The organism is Streptomyces sp. NPDC001508, assembly GCF_040298665.1.
GTDB lineage: Bacteria > Actinomycetota > Actinomycetes > Streptomycetales > Streptomycetaceae > Streptomyces.
On sequence record NZ_JBEPAP010000010.1, the window covers coordinates 172,205 to 191,969 of the forward strand.

Here is a 19,765-nt window from a genome sequence, read left to right on the forward strand (position 1 = left end):
ACATGAGCGGAGACGGTCAGGGAAGAAGTCACTGGTTCGACGACGAGGCCGGACCGGTCGTCCGCCCGTACGCCATGACGCGCGGCCGCACCACCACGGCCGGCCAGCACCGCCTCGACCTGATCGCGGTGGTCGTCACGGAACCCCACGCGGGCGACCCGGAAGCGGACCAGACGCTGTCCCCGGAGCACGTGGACATCGTCCAACTCTGCCGGCACACCCCTCAGTCGGTCGCCGAACTCGCCGCGGAACTCGACCTGCCCATCGGCGTCGTGCGGGTTCTCGTCGGCGACCTCGTGGCCGCGGAACTCGTCCACGTGACACGTCCCGTACCGCCTGCGGAACTGCCCGACGAGAGTATTCTGCGCGACGTGATCAACGGCCTGCGGGCGCTGTGACCGGCGCGGAAGCGGAGAAGTGACGTGACAGGCTGGCAGTTCTGGGTCGACCGGGGCGGTACCTTCACCGATATCGTCGCGCGGCGCCCGGACGGCCGCCTGCTCACCCACAAACTGCTGTCCGACAACCCGACGCGCTACGCCGACGCCGCCGTCGCCGGCGTACGCGCGCTGCTCGACGGCTCCCCGGAACCCATCGAGTCCGTCCGCATGGGCACGACCGTCGCCACCAACGCCCTCCTGGAACGCAAGGGCGAGCGCACCCTGCTGGTCATCACCCGCGGATTCCGTGACGCCCTGCGCATCGCCTACCAGAACCGCCCCCATATCTTCGCCCGGCGTATCGACCTGCCCCAGATGCTGTACGAACGCGTCGTCGAGGCCGACGAGCGGACCGCGGCCGACGGCACCGTGCTCAGCGCACCCGATCTGGACGCCCTGCGGGGGCCGCTCCGGGAGGCGTACGACGACGGGATCCGCGCCGTCGCCGTCGTCTGCATGCACAGCCATCTGCACCCCGCCCACGAGGAGGCGATCGGCGAACTGGCCGCCCGCACCGGCTTCCCGCAGATCTCGTGGTCCAGCGAGGTCAGCCCCCTGATGAAGCTCGTCCCACGCGGCGACACCGCGATCGTCGACGCCTACCTGTCGCCCGTGCTGCGCCGCTACGTCCAGCACGTCGCAAGCGAACTCCAGGGCGTACGGCTGATGTTCATGCAGTCGAACGGCGGGCTCGCCGAAGCCGGGCAGTTCCGCGGCAAGGACGCCATCCTGTCCGGGCCCGCCGGCGGAATCGTCGGCATGGCCCGTATGTCGCAGCTCGCCGGCTTCGACCGGGTCATCGGCTTCGACATGGGCGGCACCTCCACCGACGTCTCGCACTTCGCCGGCGAGTACGAACGCGTCTTCACCACACAGCTCGCCGGCGTCCGGCTGCGCGCGCCCATGCTGGACATCCACACCGTCGCCGCCGGCGGCGGCTCGGTCCTGCACTTCGACGGCTCCCGCTACCGGGTCGGTCCCGACTCGGCGGGTGCGGACCCAGGACCCGCCTGCTACCGCGGCGGCGGCCCGCTCGCCGTCACCGACGCCAACGTCATGCTGGGCCGCATCCAACCCGCGCACTTCCCCGCCGTGTTCGGCCCCGAGGGCGACCAGCCCCTGGACGCGGCGCTGGTCCGGGACCGGTTCACCGCCCTCGCGCGCGAGATCCGCGAGCGGACCGGAGACGACCGCACCCCCGAGCAGGTCGCCGAGGGGTTCCTGCAGATCGCCGTCGCCAACATCGCCAACGCCGTGAAGCGGATCTCCGTCCAGAAAGGGCACGACGTCACCCGCTACGCACTCACCACCTTCGGCGGGGCGGGCGGGCAGCACGCCTGCATGGTCGCCGCCTCGCTCGGCATCCGCACCGTCCTCGTGCCCCCCATGGCCGGTGTCCTGTCCGCGCTCGGCATCGGCCTCGCCGACACCACCGCGATGCGCGAGCAGTCCGTCGAAGCACCGCTGGAGGCCGCCTCCATGCCGGGCGTCCGCACGACCGCCGACGACCTGGAGACCGCGGCCCGCGCGGAACTCCTGGCCGAGGACGTCCCGGAGGACCGTATCGAGGTCACCCGCCGTGCCCAGCTCCGCTACGACGGCACGGACACCATCCTCACCGTCGAGCTGACCGAGCCCGACACCATGAGACACGCCTTCGAAGAACGTCATCGCGCCACGTACTCCTTCACCCTCGACCGTCCCGTGGTGGTCGAAGCCCTCTCCGTCGAAGCCACCGGCATCACTCCACCCCCGGATCTGTCCGCCCTCGCCACCTACGAGGGCCGCGCCGCCGCGCCCGAGACCGTCCGCCTCCACACCGGCGGTGCCTGGCGCGACGTACCCCTCCACCGCCGTGAGGCGCTGCCCCCCGGACGGATCGTCACCGGCCCCGCGATCATCACCGAGTCCGGCGCGACGACCGTCGTCGACGACGGCTGGAAGGCCGCGACGACCGACGACGGGCATCTGGTCTTGGAACGCGCGGCGATTACACAGAGTTCCGATCTCGGCACGAAAGTCGACCCGGTTCTGCTGGAGGTCTTCAACAACCTGTTCATGTCCATCGCCGAGCAGATGGGCGCCCGGCTGGAGTCCACCGCCCAGTCCGTGAACATCAAGGAACGCCTCGACTTCTCCTGCGCCCTGTTCGATCCGGACGGCAACCTGGTGGCCAACGCCCCGCACATCCCCGTCCACCTCGGCTCGATGGGCACCAGCGTCAAAGAGGTCATCCGCCGCCGCGGCGACTCGATGCGGCCCGGCGACACCTACGCCGTCAACGACCCCTACCACGGCGGAACCCACCTGCCGGACGTCACCGTCATCACGCCGGTGTTCGGCACGGACGGTGACCGGATCCTCTTCCACGTCGCCTCCCGCGGCCACCACGCCGAGATCGGTGGCATCGCGCCCGGCTCGATGCCCGCCGACAGCCGCACCATCGAGGAGGAAGGCGTCCTCTTCGACAACTGGCTGCTCGCCGAGGACGGCCGCTTCCGCGAGGAGGAGACGCTGCGCCTGCTCACCGAGGCCCCGTACCCCACGCGCAACGCCGGAACCAACCTCGCCGATCTGCGCGCGCAGATCGCCGCCAACCAGAAGGGCGTCGACGAGGTCGGCCGCATGATCGAGGACTTCGGGCTCGACGTCGTCCAGGCCTATATGCGGCACGTCCAGGACAACGCCGAGGAAGCCGTCCGCCGCGTCATCGACGCGCTGGACGACGGGGAGTACGCCTACGAGACCGACTCCGGCGCCGTCATCCGGGTACGCGTGCGCGTGGACCGCGCCGGCCGCGCCGCGACCATCGACTTCACGGGGACGTCCGCCCAGCTCGCCACCAACTTCAACGCGCCGTTCTCGGTCGTCAACGCCGCCGTCCTGTACGTCTTCCGCACCCTCGTCGCCGACGACATCCCGCTCAACGACGGCTGTCTGCGCCCCCTGGAGATCATCGTGCCGGGCGGCTCGATGCTCGCGCCCGAGCCGCCCGCCGCCGTGGTCGCGGGCAACGTCGAGACCTCCCAGTCCATCACCGGCGCCCTCTACGCGGCCCTCGGCGTCCAGGCCGAGGGCTCCGGGACCATGAACAACGTCACCTTCGGCAACGAACGGCACCAGTACTACGAGACCGTCGCCTCGGGGTCCGGCGCCGGTGACGGCTTCCCCGGCGCGAGCGTCGTGCAGACCCACATGACCAACTCCCGGCTCACCGATCCCGAAGTCCTCGAATGGCGACTGCCCGTGCAACTCGACGATTTCGCGATCCGGCGGGGGAGCGGCGGGACCGGACAGTGGTCCGGCGGGGACGGCGCGGTGCGCCGCATCCGGTTCCACGAGGCCATGACCGTCTCCACACTGTCCCAGCACCGCAGGGTCCCGCCCTACGGCATGGCGGGAGGCTGTCCGGGCGCACTCGGCGCCAACCGCGTGGAACGGGCCGACGGCTCGGTCACCGAACTCGGCGGAAGCGACTCGGCGGACGTCGGCCCCGGCGACGTACTCGTCATCGAAACCCCCGGTGGCGGCGGCTACGGCCGGCCGGCACCCCACCCCCATCAAGCAGGAGAAGAGATCGATGATCTTCGGGCGTTCTGAGCGCGACAAGCCGCCGGTCGAGCCCGTCACGCTCAAGATCCTGGTGGCCGGCGGTTTCGGCGTGGGCAAGACGACCCTCGTCGGCGCGGTCAGCGAGATCAGGCCACTGCGCACGGAGGAACTGCTCACCGAGGCCGGCCGTCCGGTGGACGACACCAGCGGCGTGGAGGGCAAGCACACCACCACCGTGGCCATGGACTTCGGCCGGATCACGCTCCGCGAGGACCTGGTCCTGTACCTGTTCGGTACCCCGGGACAGGAGCGGTTCTGGTTCATGTGGGACGAGTTGTCCGAGGGCGCGCTCGGCGCGGTCGTCCTCGCCGACACCCGCCGCCTGGAGGACTGCTTCGCCGCCGTCGACTACTTCGAACGGCGTTCCATACCCTTCGTCATCGGCGTCAACTGCTTCGAGGGAGCGTCGCGTTACCCGGCGGACGACGTCCGTCAGGCCCTGGACCTGGACGATGGCGTGCCGCTCGTGCTGTGCGACGCCCGCGACCGCCGGTCGGTCAAGGAGGTGCTCATCGGAGTCGTCCAGCACGCGATGGCGTACGGGGCCGGGCGCCGGCAGTCCGTCACCACCTGAGCGGGCCGGCGCACGGCCCGCACTCCCGCCGACCGGGGTGGAGCCGTGGCCCCTGTGTGGCCGTCCACGCGCGTGTGGGTGCTTTCCGGGGCACACGCGCGTGGAAGCACGTTCCGGCTACTTGGCCGCGTCATCCAGCCAGCCGAAGCTCTTCTCCACGGCCTTGCGCCAGTTCCGGTACTCGCGGTCGCGCACCGACGCCTCCATCGCCGGCGTCCATGTCGCGTCCTGCCGCCAGTGCGAGGTGAGTTCGTCGAGGTCGTTCCACACCCCGGTCGCCAGGCCCGCCGCGTAGGCCGCGCCGAGGCAGGTCGTCTCGGAGACCCTGGGCCGGATCACCGGCACGCCCAGCACGTCGGCCTGGTGCTGCATGAGCAGGTTGTTCCCGGTCATGCCGCCGTCCACCTTCAGGGTGGTGATCCGCACGCCGGAGTCCTGGAACATGGCGTCCACGACCTCGCGGGTCTGCCAACTCGTCGCCTCCAGCACCGCACGTGCCAGGTGGGCCTTGGTGACGTACCCGGTCAGACCGGTGACGACCCCGCGCGCGTCGGAGCGCCAGTAGGGGGCGAACAGGCCCGAGAAGGCGGGGACGATGTACGCGCCGCCGTTGTCCTCGACACTCGCCGCCAGCGGCTCGATCTCGTCGGCGCTGCGGATGATCCCGAGCTGGTCGCGGAACCACTGCACCAGCGCGCCCGTTATCGCTATGGACCCCTCCAGGCAGTACACCGGCGCCGCACCGCCGATCTTGTAGCCCATCGTCGTCAGCAGCCCGCTCTTGGACGGCACGGGCCGACTGCCGGTGTTGAGCAGCAGGAAGCTGCCGGTGCCGTAGGTGTTCTTCGCGGTGCCGACGTCGTAGCAGGCCTGCCCGAACACGGCTGCCTGCTGGTCGCCCAGCGCCGACGCGACGGGGACGCCGGCGAGTTGGCCGACGGCGGTCCCGTAGACCTCCGCGGACGACCTGATCTCCGGGAGGACCGCCTCGGGCACGTTCATCGCGGCGAGGATGGCCGCGTCCCACTGCAGGGTGTGCAGGTTCATCAGCATGGTGCGGCCCGCGTTCGTCACGTCGGTGACGTGCCGTCCGCCGTCGGTGCCGCCCGTCAGGTTCCAGATCAGCCAGGAGTCGACGGTGCCGAAGGCGATCTCGCCGCGCTCCGCGCGGGCCCTGAGCCCCGGCACGTTGTCGAGCAGCCAGGCGACCTTGGGACCGGAGAAGTAGCTCGCCAGCGGCAGCCCCGTCTGCTCGCGGAACCGGTCCTGTCCGTCCGAGCCGCCCAGTTCGTTGCACAGGGCCGCCGTCCTCGTGTCCTGCCACACGATCGCGTTGTGCACGGGTCTGCCGGTCGCCCGGTCCCACAGGACCGTCGTCTCGCGCTGGTTGGTGATGCCGACGGCGCTGAGCTGGTCGGCGCGCAGCCCCGCCTTGGCGAGGGCTCCGGCGATCACGGCCTGCACCTTGGACCAGATCTCGGTGGCGTCGTGCTCCACCCAGCCCGGCTTGGGGAAGATCTGGCGGTGCTCGCGCTGGTCGACGGCGACGATCGCGCCACCGTGGTCGAAGATGATGCAGCGGCTCGAGGTGGTGCCCTGGTCGATGGCGGCGACATACGTCTCGGCGGTGTCCGTCATGGCTGTCCCTCGGTCGCCGGGTCAGAAGGCTGCGTTGTAGACGAGGCCCGCGAGCGCCCCGCCGATCAGCGGGCCGACGACCGGGACCCAGGCGTACCCCCAGTCGGACGTGCCCTTGTTCGGGATCGGCAGAAAGGCGTGCACGATGCGCGGGCCGAGATCGCGCGCCGGGTTGATGGAGTACCCGGTGGGCCCGCCGAGGGAGAGCCCGATGCCGACCACGAGCAGCGAGACGATCAGTACGGTGGTGCCGGACTCGCCGAGCCCCTTGGTGAGGCCGAACGCCAGCACCGGCAGGACCAGCGCGATCGTCGCGATGATCTCCGTGATCAGGTTGGCCATCGGATTGCGGATCTCCGGAACGGTGGAGAAGATACCGAGCGTCGGAGTCGGCTCGTCCGCCGAGTCCTCCTCGCGCACATTGGCCTGGAACTGGGCCAGGTAGACGAGGTACGCGAGGACGGCGCCGAGCATCGCGCCGACCATCTGGCCCAGCAGGTACACCCAGACCCTGTCCCACGTGCCGGTGTCCACCGCGATGCCGATGGTGACCGCGGGATTGAGCTGCCCGCCCGACAGGGGAGCCGCGGTGTACGCGCCGGCCAGCACGCCGAATCCCCAGCCGAACGCGATCACGACCCATCCCGAGGCCTGCGCCTTGGAGTGTCTGAGGGTGACGGCGGCGCAGACACCGGCACCGAAAAGGATCAGGATCGCGGTGCCGATGATCTCGCCGACGAATATGTCTGCATTGCTCATGGCGGCTCCTAGCCTAGGCGCTGGCTCCCGGGGGATCTGCCCCGGCTCTCCGTGCGGGAACGGTTCCCTTGGCGACCTCCGCCGAAGTCAGGGAGAGTCCCGCGCCCCGCCCGGCGGCCGTGACGAGCGTGCCGTCGCGGCCGAATCGCCCGTGGGGGAGCGGGTGGTGGCTCAGGATGTGCCCGCGCGGCGCAGTGCCTGATGGCGCCGAGAATGTGCGGCGATGCCGACCGACACCGGGAAGTGTTCACCGCCGCCCGGGGAGCGTCAAGGTCGCCGACGGCAACGGTGACAGCCACGCGCGTGTGCCCCGCGTCCGCTCAACCGGCCTCGCACGGGCGGCCGTTCAGTTCCGGGGCTCGACCGCCGCATAGCCCGCCTCGGCGGGCGGCACGGCCGAGCCGTGCCGGATCTCGTACCCGGGCAGCCCCGCGCGCGCCAGCACCCAGCTCGTGCCGCTCAGTTCCTTCGCGGCCTTCTTCAACGGGGCCAGACAGGCCGCGGCCTGCCGGTGGTCGACCACGCTGCCCGGAGCGCACGCGACGGTCGCCAGGGACAGCGTGACGGGACAGCCGCCCGCCGACCACGGGGCACCGAGCACGGCCGCGGCCAGCGCACCGAGGCCCTCCTCGTCGGCGAGCACCAGGAAGTCGTCGCCGCCGATGTGACCCACGCGCGTGTGCCCAGCCGTGGCCTGTTGCAGGGTCCGCCCCACGGACCGGATCAGCTCGTCGCCGGCCGCGAAGCCGGCCCCGTCGTTGACCTGTTTGAAGTGATCGATGTCCAGCCAGCTCAGGGTGAAGCCGCGCCCGCCGGCGATCCGCCGGTCCACCTCTTCGGTGATCGCGTCCGAACCCGGCAGCCGCGTCAGGGGATTGAGCCCGGCCGCCTCCTCGACCCGCGTCTCGGCCAGCGCCCGCACCAGGTCGGCGAGCCGGACGACGCCCACACAGCGCCCGCGGCGGTCCACGACCGCCACATCGTCCGAGGTGCGGTCCCGGCCGCCCACCGCGACGACGTCCAGGACCTCCCAGGCGGTGGCGTCGACGCCGACCGTGCGCGGCGGGTCGCCCAGTTTGAACGCGGGCCGGTCGGCGTACAGGGCGTGCCCGTAGCGGCCCGACATCGACAACAGGAACCGCGAGCGGTGCACCGAGCGCACCGGGGCCCCGGACTGGTCCACCAGCAGCACTCCGGACACGTCGGGCGACCCGGTGAGCAGCGCCCGGACCTGGCCCGCCGAGGCGGTCACCGGCAACAGCGCGGCGGGGCGTACGAACTCGCGCACCGTCGGCCCCGAGCGCGGCACGGGCGGGGCGTCCGGGAAGCGGGGCGGAACGTACACGTCCACGGCGGGAATCCGGGTCGGCGGTGCGAACAGCTCGCCCTGCGCCAGTTGCGCACCGGCCGACAGCGCCTCCGCGTAATGCCGTTCGGTCTCCACGCCCTCGACCACCAGCAGGGCGCCCAGATGCTCGCACAGCGTCCGCATGGCCCGCACCGCGGCCGGCCGGCTGAGCAGCGAGGCATCGAGCTTGACCAGGTCCGGGGCGAGGTCGGTGAGCAGCCTGAGCGGTACGTCGCCCTCGCCGATGCCGTCGGCACTGATCCGGAACCCCTGGTCGCGCAGTGCCGACAGGGCGTCGAGGAGCGCCCGCTGCGGCACGTGTGTGTACGGCGGGACGATGTCGAGGGTCACTTCCCACGGCAGGCGTCCCGCCCCGCGCACGGCGTCGTGCAGGGGCGTGAGGCCGCCGAGGTCGGCGAGCGTCGCGGCGAACACGTTGATGTGCAGGGGCACCAGCCGCTCGTGGCGAGCCGCCGCTCGGAAGGCCAATACGGCCAGCCTGCCGTCGAGTTCGGGGTTCCGACGGGCTTCGGCCAGGATGTCTCCGGACTCCGGGCGGGCGAGCGTCTCCAGCGCGGCCACCGCGCCGGTGGCCAGGTTGACCACCGGCTGGAAGGCGAAGCGGAGAGTATCCGTCCAGGGGCGCACGGGAGCATGATGACGTTTCCGGCGCGCGCCCAGGCGCAGTTCATAAGACGTTCACGCAGCATTCCCGGTCGATCACACAGCGTAGGGAGGTCTTTGCGGCCTACCGGTTCCACGGGTCACCTCCGTCGCCGCTCAGCGCAGTGCGATCACCGATGAGCCGTGCCCGAACAGCCCCTGGTTGGCGGTGATCCCCACGCGTGCTCCGGTGATCTGCCGCTCGCCCGCGGCTCCTCTCAACTGCCAGGCCAGCTCGCAGACCTGGGCGATCGCCTGGGCTGGCACCGCCTCCCCGAACGAGGCGAGTCCGCCGCTCGCGTTCACGGGTATGCGCCCGCCCGGGGTGGTCGCGCCCTCCCGGAGCAGCTTGGCCGCCTCGCCCTGGCCGCACAGCCCCAGATCCTCGTACCACTGCAACTCCAGCGCGGTGGAAAGGTCGTACACCTCCGCCAGGGACAGCTCCTCGGGGCCGATGCCCGCCTCCTCGTAGGCGGCCCGGGCGATCGACTCCCGGAACGCCCGCTTCGGTGGCTCGACCGCCGCCGCCGAGTCCGTGGCGATGTCCGGCAGGTCCAGCACGGTGCTGGGATAGCGCGGCGTCACCGTGGACACCGCCCGGATCCGCACCGGTCTCGGCACCCCGTGCCGGTGCGCGAACTCGAGACTGGACAGCACCAGTGCCGCGCCGCCGTCCGAGGTCGCGCAGATGTCGAGCAGCCGCAGCGGGTCGGCGACCACCGTGGAGCCGGCGACCTCCTCGGCCGTGACGCGCCTGCGGTAGCGCGCGTACGGATTCAGCGCGCCGCAAGCGGCGTTCTTCACCTTCACGAGGGCGAAGTCCTCCAGCGTGTCGCCGTGCACCGCCATCCGCCGCCGCGCGTACAGCCCGAAGTACGCCGGGTTGGTCGCCCCCAGCAGGCGAAAACGCAGCCAGTCGGGGTCGTCGGGCCGCTCGCCGCCGGTGGGCCGGAAGAAGCCCTTGGGCGCCGCGTCCGCGCCCACCACCAGCACCGGGTCCGCGAGCCCGGCGAGGATCTGGGCCCGCGCCGCGGCGATGGCCTGCGCACCGGACGCGCACGCCGCGTACACGCTGGTGACCTGGGCGCCCTGCCAGCCCAGGGCCTTCGCGAACGTCGCTCCCGCGACCTGCCCCGGGTAGCCGCCACGCACCGTGTTCGCGCCGACGACCGATGCGATGGCGCGCCACTCCAGTCCGGCGTCCGCGAGCGCGGCGCGGGCCGCCACCGCGCCGTATTCGACGAACCCGCGCCCCCACTTGCCCCAGGGGTGCAGGCCCACGCCGAGCACCGCCACGTCCGCCCTCATGCCCGCACCCCCGTCGGCCGCCAGTTCCAGGTCGTCCAGGTGGTCGAGGTGTCCTCGTGCAGCACCCCCGGGACGACCTCCACCTCCATGCCCACCGCCAGGTCCGCGACGGTGATACCGGGAGCCGCCTGTCCCAGCACCACGATCCGCTCGGACTCCAGCTCCACCGCGATCAACGCGTACGGCTCCCACGGAAGTTCCGGATTGCTCACATAGGGTGACGGAGGTCGATAGCGGCTGTCCGTGTACGACCAGATGCGACCGCGTCGCGACAAAGGCGTTTCCACCAGGGTGCCGCCGGGGCAGCCGGGGTTACGGCAGTGGGCGTCCTCGCGGGGGAAGAAGACCGTGGCGCAGGCCGAACAGCGCGTGCCCAGGAGCCGGAACGCTTCTCCCTCGCCTGCGAACCAGCCGGAGACCGCCGGTGTGCGTGTGCGCGACAAAGCCCCTCCAGACCTTGGATCTGACGATACGTCAGGAGTGTGACACGGGCGCGCGCACTTGGGCAGGCCGCGCCGCGGAACCGGACGGCTCCAGCCGGACGGCTTCCGGAAGACGTCGTTCCTGTGATCGGATACAGTCCGCGCGTGTCCGAATTCCAGCACTCAACCGTCAACTCCGAGCCGGACTCGCACTGTTCGAGCTGCGGAGCACCCTACGGAGAGGGAGTCTCCGGCTGGCCCCGCACCTGTGCGGCCTGCGGGGCCGTCGCCTACCGCAACCCGCTGCCGGTGGCGATCGCACTCCAGCCCGTGTACGACCCGAAGGGCACCGCCCTCGTCGTCATCACCCGCACCGTCGCACCCGCCCGCGGAGGCATCGCGCTCCCCGGCGGCTATCTCGACGACCGGGAGGACTGGCGCCAGGCCGTCGTCCGCGAACTCAAGGAGGAGACGGGCATCGACGCGGCCGCCCGCGACGTACGGCTCATCGACGCGATGAGTTCGCCCGACGGGCACCTCCTGCTGTTCGGGCTCCTCCCGGAACGCCCCGCCGACGCCCTCCCGCCGTCCCGGGCGACGAACGAGACGGAAGGCCGGCACCTGCTGCGCAGGCCGGAGGAACTCGCCTTCCCTCTGCACACCCTGGCCGTACGGGCATGGTTCGAGGGCCGGTACATATGAGCCCGGGGCTCACCCGAGCCCCCGTATGCGCACCGGGTGGGACGGCTCCCGCACGCCGTCCTCCCCGTCCCGCATGACCACCACCCGACGCCCCTGCCAGCGGGCGACGTAGCGTTCGATCTCCGGTTCGTCCCAGCCGTCGCCCGCGTCCGGTACCACCAGTCCGCCGCCAGTCCTGCCGCGGGCCGGCGCCCACACCTCCAGATCGAGCCCGCCGTCCGCGCCCCGCACGGGCACGACGCCACCCGCGCGCGCGAGCACCGGAATCCGCGACAACGGGGCCTCGACGAGCACCTGCGCGGGTCCCTCGTACGCCCGCTCGGTGACCGTGTCGTACCAGCGCCCGCGCGGCAGCCGCACGGCACGCCGGTCGGCGCCCGGGTCCAGCACCGGCGCCACCAGCAGACAGTCGCCCAGCAAGAACGCGTCCTCACAGTCGCGCAGCCCCCGGTCCTCGGGCGCACCCCACCACACAGGACGCACGTAGGGCGCGCCCGTACGCCGCGCCAGATGCGCGAGCGTCACGAAGTACGGCAGCAGACGCCGGCGCTCCACCAGCGCCACGCGCGCGTGCTTCAGCACCTCGGCACCGAACTCCCACGGCTCCCTGCGCCCGGCCCGCAGACCCGCGTGGGTGCGAAACAGCGGCAGGTACGCGCCGAGCTGGAACCAGCGAAGAAACAGCTCGGGCGACGGGGTCCCGTCAAAACCGCCCACGTCCGGCCCCGAGTACGGCACCCCGCACAGCCCTAGGCCCAGCACCAGGGACAGGGACGCCCGCAGCCCCGGCCAGCCGGTGGCCACGTCCCCGGACCACGTGCCCCCGTAGCGCTGCATTCCGGCCCAGCCGGAGCGCGAGAAGAGGAACGGCCGCTCCCACGGGCTCAGCTCGCGCAGCCCCCCGTGGGCCGCGTCTGCCATGCACAGGGCGTACACGTTGTGCGCCTGTCTGTGGTCGCCGTCGCGGCCCTCCAGGCCGTGCCGGGCCGAGCGCGGCAGTGTCGACTCCCCGAAGGCGTTGAACGACGTGGGCTCGTTCATGTCGTGCCAGAAGCCCGCGAAGCCCTGAGCGAGCCGCTCCTCGTACAGCCCGCCCCACCACTTGCGCACGCGCGCGTGCGTGAAATCCGGATAGACCGACTCACCGGACCATGACACGCCCCGCACCACCTGCCCCGACGGGCCCCGGACAAAGGCGTCAACGGCCGCCCCGCCGTCGTACACGGCGTTGCCCGTGGCGGCCTTCACCCCCGGGTCGACGATCGACACCAGCCGCACCCCCTCGCGCCGCAGTTCCTCGGCGAGCGCCGGCAGCTTCGGGAAGCGCTCGGGGTCGACCGTGAACACCTGATGCTCGTCGTAGTGGTCGATGTCCAGGTGAACGGCGTCCAGGGGCAGCCCACGCTCCTGATAGCCCGCGACGATCCGCCGCACCTCCTGTTCGCTGCCGAATCCCCAACGCGCGTGATGGTGGCCCAGCGCCCAGGCCGGCGGCAGCGCGGGCGCCCCCGTCAACGAGGCCCACGCGTGCAGCACGCGCGCGGGGGCGCCCACCACCACCCAGCAGCGCAGCGGGCCGCCGTCCATCCGCACCTCGCACCTCCCGCCCCGGTCGTGGCCGGAGCCGGCGCCTTCCTCGCCCTCCCGCAGCGTCACCGTCCCGTCCCACGAGCTGTCGTGGAAGACCAGATGCGTCGATGCGTCGGCGACCACCAACTGCACCGGCATGGTGATGTACAGCGGATCGTCGCCGGGGGAGAAGGCACGGCCGGGATCGGCGTTCCACAGCCGGTACGTCCCGTCGCGCAGCCTGGGGCCGGACGCACGCCCGCCCAATCCGAAGAACCGCGCGTCGGCGGCCACCTCCGAACGCTGCATCCAGCGTGCCGGGCCGCCGCCGACCGGCTCCCACCACCGCGGCGGCAGATCCCGGCGCAGCATGACGCCTCCGGGTGTGCACACCTCGATCGCCCCGTGCCGGGAGACCACCACCGTCACCCGCTCCGCCACGACCCGCCAGCCGCCGTCCGTGTCCGGTTCCAGCACCGCCCGGGGGTCCGGCTCGGGACAGCGCCCCGCGAGCGCGTACGACGGCTCGGGCCCCGCCCCGTCCCAGCCCCAGAAGACGGCCCCGTTGGCGGCGACGGTGATCCGCAACTCGGACCGAGCGAACCGGATGACACCACCCCCGGGCCCGGGCTCCGCACCCTGCACCGGACCGGGCACCCGCGCACGCTCCGCGCCCCGCGGCGGCAACCCGACCGCGTCGGCACGCCTCCTGCGCCACGCTGCCCGCACGGTACGCAACCCCTGAGCCGCTCTCACCGAACCGACCACTCTCACCGAACGCACCAGGTCACGACCGTCCATGCTGATCACCCTGCCATTGAGCGCCTCACTCAGGTGTGTCGTTCAACTGCCGTTCACCAGTGCCGGGACCACACCTTCACGACACGGACTATGTGGGGCGCGCCCTGGTGCAGAAGTCGATCACATGGCATCGTCCGTGTCAGCCCTGTCACGCGCACAATGCATCCCGTGCGCGAGCGACGCACACGACGCGTACAGCCCGGGAGCCGCCCCATGTCGACCGCGAACCCCCTGCCGCTCTGGCAGCCAGAGCCGGAACGGATCGCCCAGGCACGCATCACCCAGTTCCAGTCCTGGGCAGCCGAACGGCACGGCGCCCCGGCCGAGGGCGGCTACCCCGCACTGCACCGCTGGTCCGTGGACCAACTGGACACCTTCTGGAAAGCCGTCACGGAGTGGTTCGACGTACGCTTCTCGACGCCCTACGCGCGCGTGCTCGGTGACCGCTCGATGCCCGGCGCCCAGTGGTTCCCCGGGGCGACCCTGAACTACGCCGAGCACGCCCTGCGCGCCGCCACGGTCCGCGCGGACGAACCCGCGCTTCTGCACGTGGACGAGACCCACGAGCCACGCCCGGTCACCTGGACCGAGCTGCGCCGACAGGTCGGCTCCCTCGCCGCCGAGCTGCGCGCCCTCGGCGTACGCCCGGGCGACCGCGTCAGCGGCTACCTCCCGAACATCCCGCAGGCCGTCGTCGCATTCCTCGCCACGGCCGCCGTCGGCGCCGTCTGGACGTCCTGTGCCCCCGACTTCGGCGCACGCAGCGTCCTCGACCGCTTCCAACAGGTCGAACCGGTCGTCCTGTTCACCGTCGACGGCTACCGCTACGGCGGCAAGGAGCACGACCGCCGCGACGCCGTGGCCGAACTGCGCCGCGAACTGCCCACGCTGCGCGCCGTCGTCCACATCCCGCTCCTCGGTACCGAGGCACCCGACGGTGCCCTGGACTGGTCGGCGCTGACCTCGGCCGACGTGGAACCCGTCTTCGAACAGGTCCCCTTCGACCACCCCCTGTGGGTGCTGTACTCCTCCGGTACGACCGGCCTGCCCAAGGCCATCGTCCAGTCCCAGGGCGGCATCCTCGTCGAGCACCTCAAACAGCTCGGCCTGCACTGCGACCTGGGTCCCGAGGACCGCTTCTTCTGGTACACCTCGACCGGCTGGATGATGTGGAACTTCCTCGTCTCCGGCCTGCTCACCGGCACCACGATCGTGCTGTACGACGGCAGCCCCGGATACCCGGACACCGGCGCCCAGTGGCGGATCGCCGAACGCACCGGCGCAACCCTCTACGGCACGTCCGCCGCATACGTCATGGCCTGCCGCAAGGCCGGCGTGCACCCCTCGCGCGACTTCGACCTCTCCCGGGTGCGGTGCGTCGCGACCACCGGATCGCCCCTGCCCCCCGACGGGTTCCGCTGGCTGCACGACGAGGTCCGCGACGACCTGTGGATCGCCTCCGTCAGCGGCGGCACGGACGTGTGCTCCTGCTTCGCCGGAGCCGTACCGACGCTGCCCGTCTACACCGGCGAACTCCAGGGCCCCGGCCTCGGCACCGACCTGCAGTCCTGGGACCCGAGCGGTAAGCCCCTCACCGACGAGGTGGGCGAACTGGTGGTCGCCAACCCCATGCCGTCGATGCCGATCCGCTTCTGGAACGACCCCGACGGCAGCCGCTACCACGACAGCTACTTCGACACCTACCCCGGAGTCTGGCGCCACGGCGACTGGATCACCGTCACCTCGCGCGGCACCGTCGTCATCCACGGCCGGTCCGACTCCACACTGAACCGCCAGGGCGTCCGCATGGGCTCCGCCGACATCTACGAGGTCGTCGAACGCCTCCCCGACATCAAGGAATCTTTGGTCATCGGCATCGAGCAGCCCGACGGGGGCTACTGGATGCCCCTGTTCGTGCACCTGGCCCCGGGCGCCGTCCTGGACGAGGACCTCCGCAACCGCGTCAAGCAGGCCATCCGCGAACAGCTCTCGCCGCGGCACGTCCCCGACGAGATCATCGAAGTCCCCGGCGTGCCGCACACACTCACCGGAAAGCGCATCGAGGTCCCGGTCAAGCGCCTCCTACAGGGCACTCCCCTGGAAAGGGCCGTCAACCCCGGCTCCATCGACAACCTCGATCTGCTGAAGTTCTACGAGGCCCTGGCACGCGATCGCGGCTGACCGATCGACGGAAAAACAGACAAAATCACTGGCGCCCATTCCCTCCCCCTGATCGGACCCCGGACAGCGGCCCCGACGCCCGCAGAGCGCACTCGCGACATCGACCGCAGCCCGTTGTCAGTGCAGCCGATTACTGTGAGTGAGCATTGATCGACTGCACACAGGGGGAAACATGACGCACACCGACCACCAGACCATGCGACGCGTGCTGCGCCGCGAGATCGCCGGCACCCTCGGCCTGCTGACCGACGAGCAGGACTTCCGGGCCATGCGGCGCTACCGCACCTTCGCCTTCGACGACCACACCGCCTACCTGCAACAGGTGGAGGCGCTCCTCAGGATCCGCGCCGCCCACGGCAACCTGACCACGGTCGCCCTGTTCGACCCAGAGGAATACGCCCGGTTCTGCGCGGATACCGGCCTCGAACCGGACACCCCCGCGAGCCGCGCACGCTTCACCGCGGAACTCGCCGCCACGGGCGCCACCGTCCCCTACGAGGGCCAGGACCTCACCGACCTCGTGCCCTCACTCGTCGACGCCGCGGTCCGGCAGGCAACCTGGGAATACGCCAGCACCGTCCTGGCCCGCCTCGGCCCCTGCGCCATCTGCGGAGAAGACATCGGACGCGCGGCCTTCACCCGCGCCTCGACCCTCTTCGTCCGCATCCTCGACACGGCCCCGCCCGGCGACCGCCACCTGGTCTGCAGCGTCTCTCGAACGGCGGAAACCCTCGTGTCCGTCCTCCACGCGAACCAGGACACCGCAGGCGCCACACAACTGGACGAGACAGAGGCCCTCGAATTCACCACCGTCCTGGCCCTGGGCATCGCCACACCCAGCCCAGGCGGGCTCGTCATGCGCACCAGCGCCCCCGGCAGGGCCGACCGCGTCTACGGCTGGCGGATCCGGCACAACGGACTCGAACCCCTCACCGCCGGAGAAGTCTTCGACGCCTACTGCACCGACGTGGAATCGGGCGACCTGATCTCCCCCGAATCAGGAGTCGACTACTGCGCACCTCCCGACCTGGGAGACGACGACAGCACACCGGGCCACCACCACTGAACACACCAGGGGCGCCCCGCTGCGAGCGGAGCGCCCCTGGACAACCGCCGACGACCACCGGGGTGACGGGTTACTCCCCGGACAGCACCGCCTGGGCCGCTGCGCGCGCCTCCTCGGCGCTGTCCGTCGCCCGAGCCGCGGACGCGGCCCGTTCGCACTGGGCCAGCGTGTACTTCGCCAGCGTCGCGCGGACATAAGGAATGGACGCCGCACCCATGGAGAGCGAGGTGACCCCCAGACCCGTCAGCACACAGGCCAAAAGCGGGTCCGACGCGGCCTCACCGCACACACCGCAGCTCTTGCCCTCGGCCCTGGCCGCTTCCGCCGACAGCGCGACCAGGTCGAGCAGCGCCGGCTGCCACGGATCCTGCAACCGGGACACCGCCCCCACCTGACGGTCCGCGGCGAACGTGTACTGCGCGAGGTCGTTGGTCCCCAGCGACAGGAACTCGACCTCCTGAAGGATCGACCGCGCCCGCAGCGCGGCCGAGGGGATCTCCACCATGGCGCCGAACTTCGCCCGCAGCCCGGCCTCCCGGCACGCGTCCGCGAACGCCCTGGCGTCGGCACGGTCGGCCACCATCGGAGCCATCACTTCGAGATGGACCGGCAGTCCCTCGGCGGCCCCGGCCAGCGCGGTCAGCTGCGTCCGCAGGATCTCGGGGTGGTCGAGCAGCGTCCGCAGACCTCGCACACCCAGCGCCGGGTTCGGCTCGTCGGACGGCGTGAGGAAGTCCAGCGGCTTGTCCGCGCCCGCGTCGAGCACCCGTACGACCACCCGGCCCTCCGGGAAGGCCTCCAGCACCTGGCGGTAGGCCGCGGCCTGCTTCTCCTCGGAGGGCGCGGTCTTGCTGTCGTCGAGGAAGAGGAACTCGGTACGGAAGAGACCGACGCCCTCCGCACCCGCCTCCACGGCCGCCTGCACATCCGCCGGACCGCCGACGTTCGCGAGCAGCGGGACCTTGTGCCCGTCGGACGTGGCACCCGGCCCGGTCGAGGCGGCCAGCGCGGCCCTGCGCGCCGCGGCCGCGGCCTCCAACTGCGCCTTCTTCTCCTCACTCGGGTTCACGAAGATATCGCCGGTGCTTCCGTCGACCGCGATCAGCGTGCCCTCGGCAAGTTCACCGGCACCCGGCAGCGCGACCACGGCCGGGACCCCGAGCGCCCGCGCGAGAATCGCGCTGTGACTGGTCGGCCCGCCCTCCTCGGTAACGAAACCGAGCACGAGGGCCGGGTCAAGCAGCGCCGTGTCGGCCGGCGCAAGATCACGGGCGACCAGCACATACGGCTCGTCGCTGTCCGGGACACCCGGCATGGGCACCCCGAGCAGCCGGGCGACGATACGGTTACGCACATCGTCGAGGTCGGCCACGCGACCCGCGAGGTACTCACCGGCACCGGCCAGCAGCTCACGGTATGCGGCGAAGGCGTCATAGACGGCGCGCTCGGCCGTGCTGCCGACGGTGACACGGCGCTCCACATCCGTCATCAGCTCGGGGTCCTGGGCCATCATGGCCTGCGCCTCAAGGACCGCCTGGGCCTCGCCCCCCGCCAGGTTGCCGCGCGCTATCAAGTCGGCTGCCACAGCTTCCACGGCCTGACGGGCGCGCCCCTGTTCGCGCTCCGCCTCCTGCGCGGGAATCTGCTTGGCCGGTGGCTCCAGCACCGCCGTTCCCATGTGCCGAACCTCGCCGATCGCCACACCGTGGCTCACGCCGACGCCTCGCAGCGTTGTCTCCATCTCACCTGTCTCCGATAGTGCGGCGGGCTTCGCCGCCGCGGTGGTTGTCCAACTGGCCGTCACGCGCCGGCGCCGGCGTCACTTCCAGTCGAAGAGACTGTCGCCGGCCTTCACTTCGCCGTCCTCACGCAGGTCGGCGAGGGAATCGGCCGTGGCCTCCAGTGCCACGACCGGACAGATCGGGGACTTCCCGGCCGACTCGACGGCGGCGGGGTTCCAGCGCACGACGGCCTGCCCGCGCGTCACGGTGTCGCCCTTGTCGACGAGCAACTCGAAGCCCTCCCCGTTGAGCTGCACGGTGTCGATACCCAGGTGCGTCAGCACGCCGTGCCCCTGCTCGTCGACGACCACGAAGGCGTGCGGGTGCAGCGAGACGATGACACCGTCCACGGGAGCGACGGCCTCGCAGGGCTCGCGCACGGGGTCGACCGCGGTGCCCGGTCCGACCATGGCTCCGGAGAAGACCGGATCGGGCACGGACGCAAGACCGATGGCGCGTCCTGCCAGAGGGGACAACACGGTGGTCATGGGAAGCCTCCCAGGGGTGGAGATCACTGATGGGGCCGTCACTGCCGGTCCGGGACGGTGCACTGAGCAGCAGCGTATGTCATGGGAAGTGCGGGTTCCGCACGAAAGTTACCGGGTCGTTGGCCTAGACCATCCACCAATGAATTTGCACGCGCTTCATGGCCCCCTGTACAGTCGTACCCCTGCTTGAGATCGGGGACGCCCTGGGTGTCCTCGCTCGGCAGCACCTATACTCGTCAGATCCTAATCCTGGGATCCCCTTCTGCATGCCCGCAGAAGGGTGGTCAGGGAGACGGAAAAACACTGATAGAGTCTGGGACACCGAAGGGAAGCGCCCGGAGGAAAGCCCGAGAGGGTGAGTACGAAGGAAGCGTCCGTTCCTTGAGAACTCAACAGCGTGCCAAAAGTCAACG

At 71.2% G+C, this 19,765-nt stretch carries 14 protein-coding genes; 6 read left to right on the top strand and 8 right to left on the bottom strand.

The features are described 5' to 3' along the window. Window positions 1-2 precede the first annotated feature (2 nt). Genes ABT245_RS12900 through ABT245_RS12910 form a run of 3 tightly spaced genes read left to right on the top strand, consistent with a single transcriptional unit; the run spans window position 3 to window position 4,626 of the window. Window positions 3-398: a DUF742 domain-containing protein gene (locus ABT245_RS12900; protein WP_351732477.1), complete on the top strand. Its 396-nt coding sequence runs from the start codon at window positions 3-5 to the stop codon at window positions 396-398. Window positions 399-422: 24 nt separating this feature from the next. Next, complete coding sequence (locus ABT245_RS12905) at window positions 423-4,040, top strand: hydantoinase B/oxoprolinase family protein (RefSeq protein ID WP_351732480.1); 3,618 nt, start codon at window positions 423-425, stop codon at window positions 4,038-4,040. Next, a complete protein-coding gene (locus ABT245_RS12910; RefSeq protein ID WP_351732483.1) occupies window positions 4,021-4,626 on the top strand; it encodes a GTP-binding protein in 606 nt (201 codons plus the stop codon). The genes ABT245_RS12905 and ABT245_RS12910 overlap by 20 nt, the downstream gene beginning before the upstream one ends. Before the next feature lie 117 nt (window positions 4,627-4,743). Here the strand turns inward: ABT245_RS12910 and glpK are convergent, their stop codons facing one another. From glpK to ABT245_RS12935, 5 genes are all read right to left on the bottom strand, one after another. After that, window positions 4,744-6,264, bottom strand: coding sequence for a glycerol kinase GlpK (gene glpK, locus ABT245_RS12915; protein ID WP_351732485.1), 1,521 nt, complete (start codon window positions 6,262-6,264; stop codon window positions 4,744-4,746). A 21-nt stretch (window positions 6,265-6,285) separates the two neighbouring features. Continuing rightward, window positions 6,286-7,023, bottom strand: coding sequence for an MIP/aquaporin family protein (locus tag ABT245_RS12920; RefSeq protein WP_351732487.1), 738 nt, complete (start codon window positions 7,021-7,023; stop codon window positions 6,286-6,288). A gap of 346 nt (window positions 7,024-7,369) precedes the next feature. Continuing rightward, window positions 7,370-9,019, bottom strand: coding sequence for a GGDEF domain-containing protein (locus ABT245_RS12925; protein WP_351732490.1), 1,650 nt, complete (start codon window positions 9,017-9,019; stop codon window positions 7,370-7,372). A 132-nt stretch (window positions 9,020-9,151) separates the two neighbouring features. Then, entirely contained in the window at window positions 9,152-10,342 is a 1,191-nt protein-coding gene (locus ABT245_RS12930) for a lipid-transfer protein (protein ID WP_351732492.1), read from the bottom strand. Next, a complete protein-coding gene (locus ABT245_RS12935) occupies window positions 10,339-10,785 on the bottom strand; it encodes a Zn-ribbon domain-containing OB-fold protein (protein WP_351732495.1) in 447 nt (148 codons plus the stop codon). The genes ABT245_RS12930 and ABT245_RS12935 overlap by 4 nt, the downstream gene beginning before the upstream one ends. A 144-nt stretch (window positions 10,786-10,929) precedes the next feature. Here ABT245_RS12935 and ABT245_RS12940 point away from each other — a divergent pair, with 144 nt between their 5' ends. Beyond that, on the top strand, window positions 10,930-11,466 hold the full coding sequence (locus tag ABT245_RS12940; RefSeq protein WP_351732497.1) for an NUDIX domain-containing protein: 537 nt from the start codon (window positions 10,930-10,932) through the stop codon (window positions 11,464-11,466). Window positions 11,467-11,475: 9 nt separating this feature from the next. On the opposite strand, the gene ABT245_RS12945 is transcribed toward ABT245_RS12940, so the two are convergent. Then, a complete protein-coding gene (locus ABT245_RS12945; protein WP_351732500.1) occupies window positions 11,476-13,836 on the bottom strand; it encodes a glycoside hydrolase family 31 protein in 2,361 nt (786 codons plus the stop codon). Window positions 13,837-14,049: 213 nt separating this feature from the next. On the opposite strand from ABT245_RS12945, the gene ABT245_RS12950 reads away from it, so the two are divergent. Both ABT245_RS12950 and ABT245_RS12955 read left to right on the top strand, forming a co-directional pair. After that, window positions 14,050-16,017 (top strand): acetoacetate--CoA ligase, encoded by a 1,968-nt coding sequence (locus ABT245_RS12950; protein WP_351732503.1) that lies wholly within the window; start codon window positions 14,050-14,052, stop codon window positions 16,015-16,017. A 172-nt stretch (window positions 16,018-16,189) separates the two neighbouring features. Next, window positions 16,190-17,083, top strand: coding sequence for a DUF8829 domain-containing protein (locus tag ABT245_RS12955; RefSeq protein ID WP_351732505.1), 894 nt, complete (start codon window positions 16,190-16,192; stop codon window positions 17,081-17,083). Between the two features lie 70 nt (window positions 17,084-17,153). On the opposite strand, the gene ptsP is transcribed toward ABT245_RS12955, so the two are convergent. Together ptsP and ABT245_RS12965 are read right to left on the bottom strand one after the other, a co-directional pair. Continuing rightward, the gene (ptsP, locus tag ABT245_RS12960; protein WP_351732508.1) at window positions 17,154-18,824 is read right to left on the bottom strand and encodes a phosphoenolpyruvate--protein phosphotransferase; all 1,671 of its coding nucleotides are present in this window, start codon (window positions 18,822-18,824) and stop codon (window positions 17,154-17,156) included. Between the two features lie 78 nt (window positions 18,825-18,902). Further along, on the bottom strand, window positions 18,903-19,352 hold the full coding sequence (locus tag ABT245_RS12965) for a PTS sugar transporter subunit IIA (RefSeq protein ID WP_351732511.1): 450 nt from the start codon (window positions 19,350-19,352) through the stop codon (window positions 18,903-18,905). Between the last annotated feature and the right edge of the window lie 413 nt (window positions 19,353-19,765).

What these genes read in the sequence shown, in the direction of transcription:
- ABT245_RS12945 (WP_351732500.1), bottom strand. Translation starts at nt 13,836, where the DNA reads ATGGACGGTCGTGACCTGGTGCGTTCGGTGAGAGTGGTCGGTTCGGTG.
- ABT245_RS12910 (WP_351732483.1), top strand. Translation starts at nt 4,021, where the DNA reads ATGATCTTCGGGCGTTCTGAGCGCGACAAGCCGCCGGTCGAGCCCGTC.
- ABT245_RS12920 (WP_351732487.1), bottom strand. Translation starts at nt 7,023, where the DNA reads ATGAGCAATGCAGACATATTCGTCGGCGAGATCATCGGCACCGCGATC.
- ABT245_RS12900 (WP_351732477.1), top strand. Translation starts at nt 3, where the DNA reads ATGAGCGGAGACGGTCAGGGAAGAAGTCACTGGTTCGACGACGAGGCC.
- ABT245_RS12930 (WP_351732492.1), bottom strand. Translation starts at nt 10,342, where the DNA reads ATGAGGGCGGACGTGGCGGTGCTCGGCGTGGGCCTGCACCCCTGGGGC.
- ABT245_RS12950 (WP_351732503.1), top strand. Translation starts at nt 14,050, where the DNA reads ATGTCGACCGCGAACCCCCTGCCGCTCTGGCAGCCAGAGCCGGAACGG.
- glpK (WP_351732485.1), bottom strand. Translation starts at nt 6,264, where the DNA reads ATGACGGACACCGCCGAGACGTATGTCGCCGCCATCGACCAGGGCACC.
- ABT245_RS12955 (WP_351732505.1), top strand. Translation starts at nt 16,190, where the DNA reads ATGACGCACACCGACCACCAGACCATGCGACGCGTGCTGCGCCGCGAG.
- ptsP (WP_351732508.1), bottom strand. Translation starts at nt 18,824, where the DNA reads ATGGAGACAACGCTGCGAGGCGTCGGCGTGAGCCACGGTGTGGCGATC.
- ABT245_RS12965 (WP_351732511.1), bottom strand. Translation starts at nt 19,352, where the DNA reads ATGACCACCGTGTTGTCCCCTCTGGCAGGACGCGCCATCGGTCTTGCG.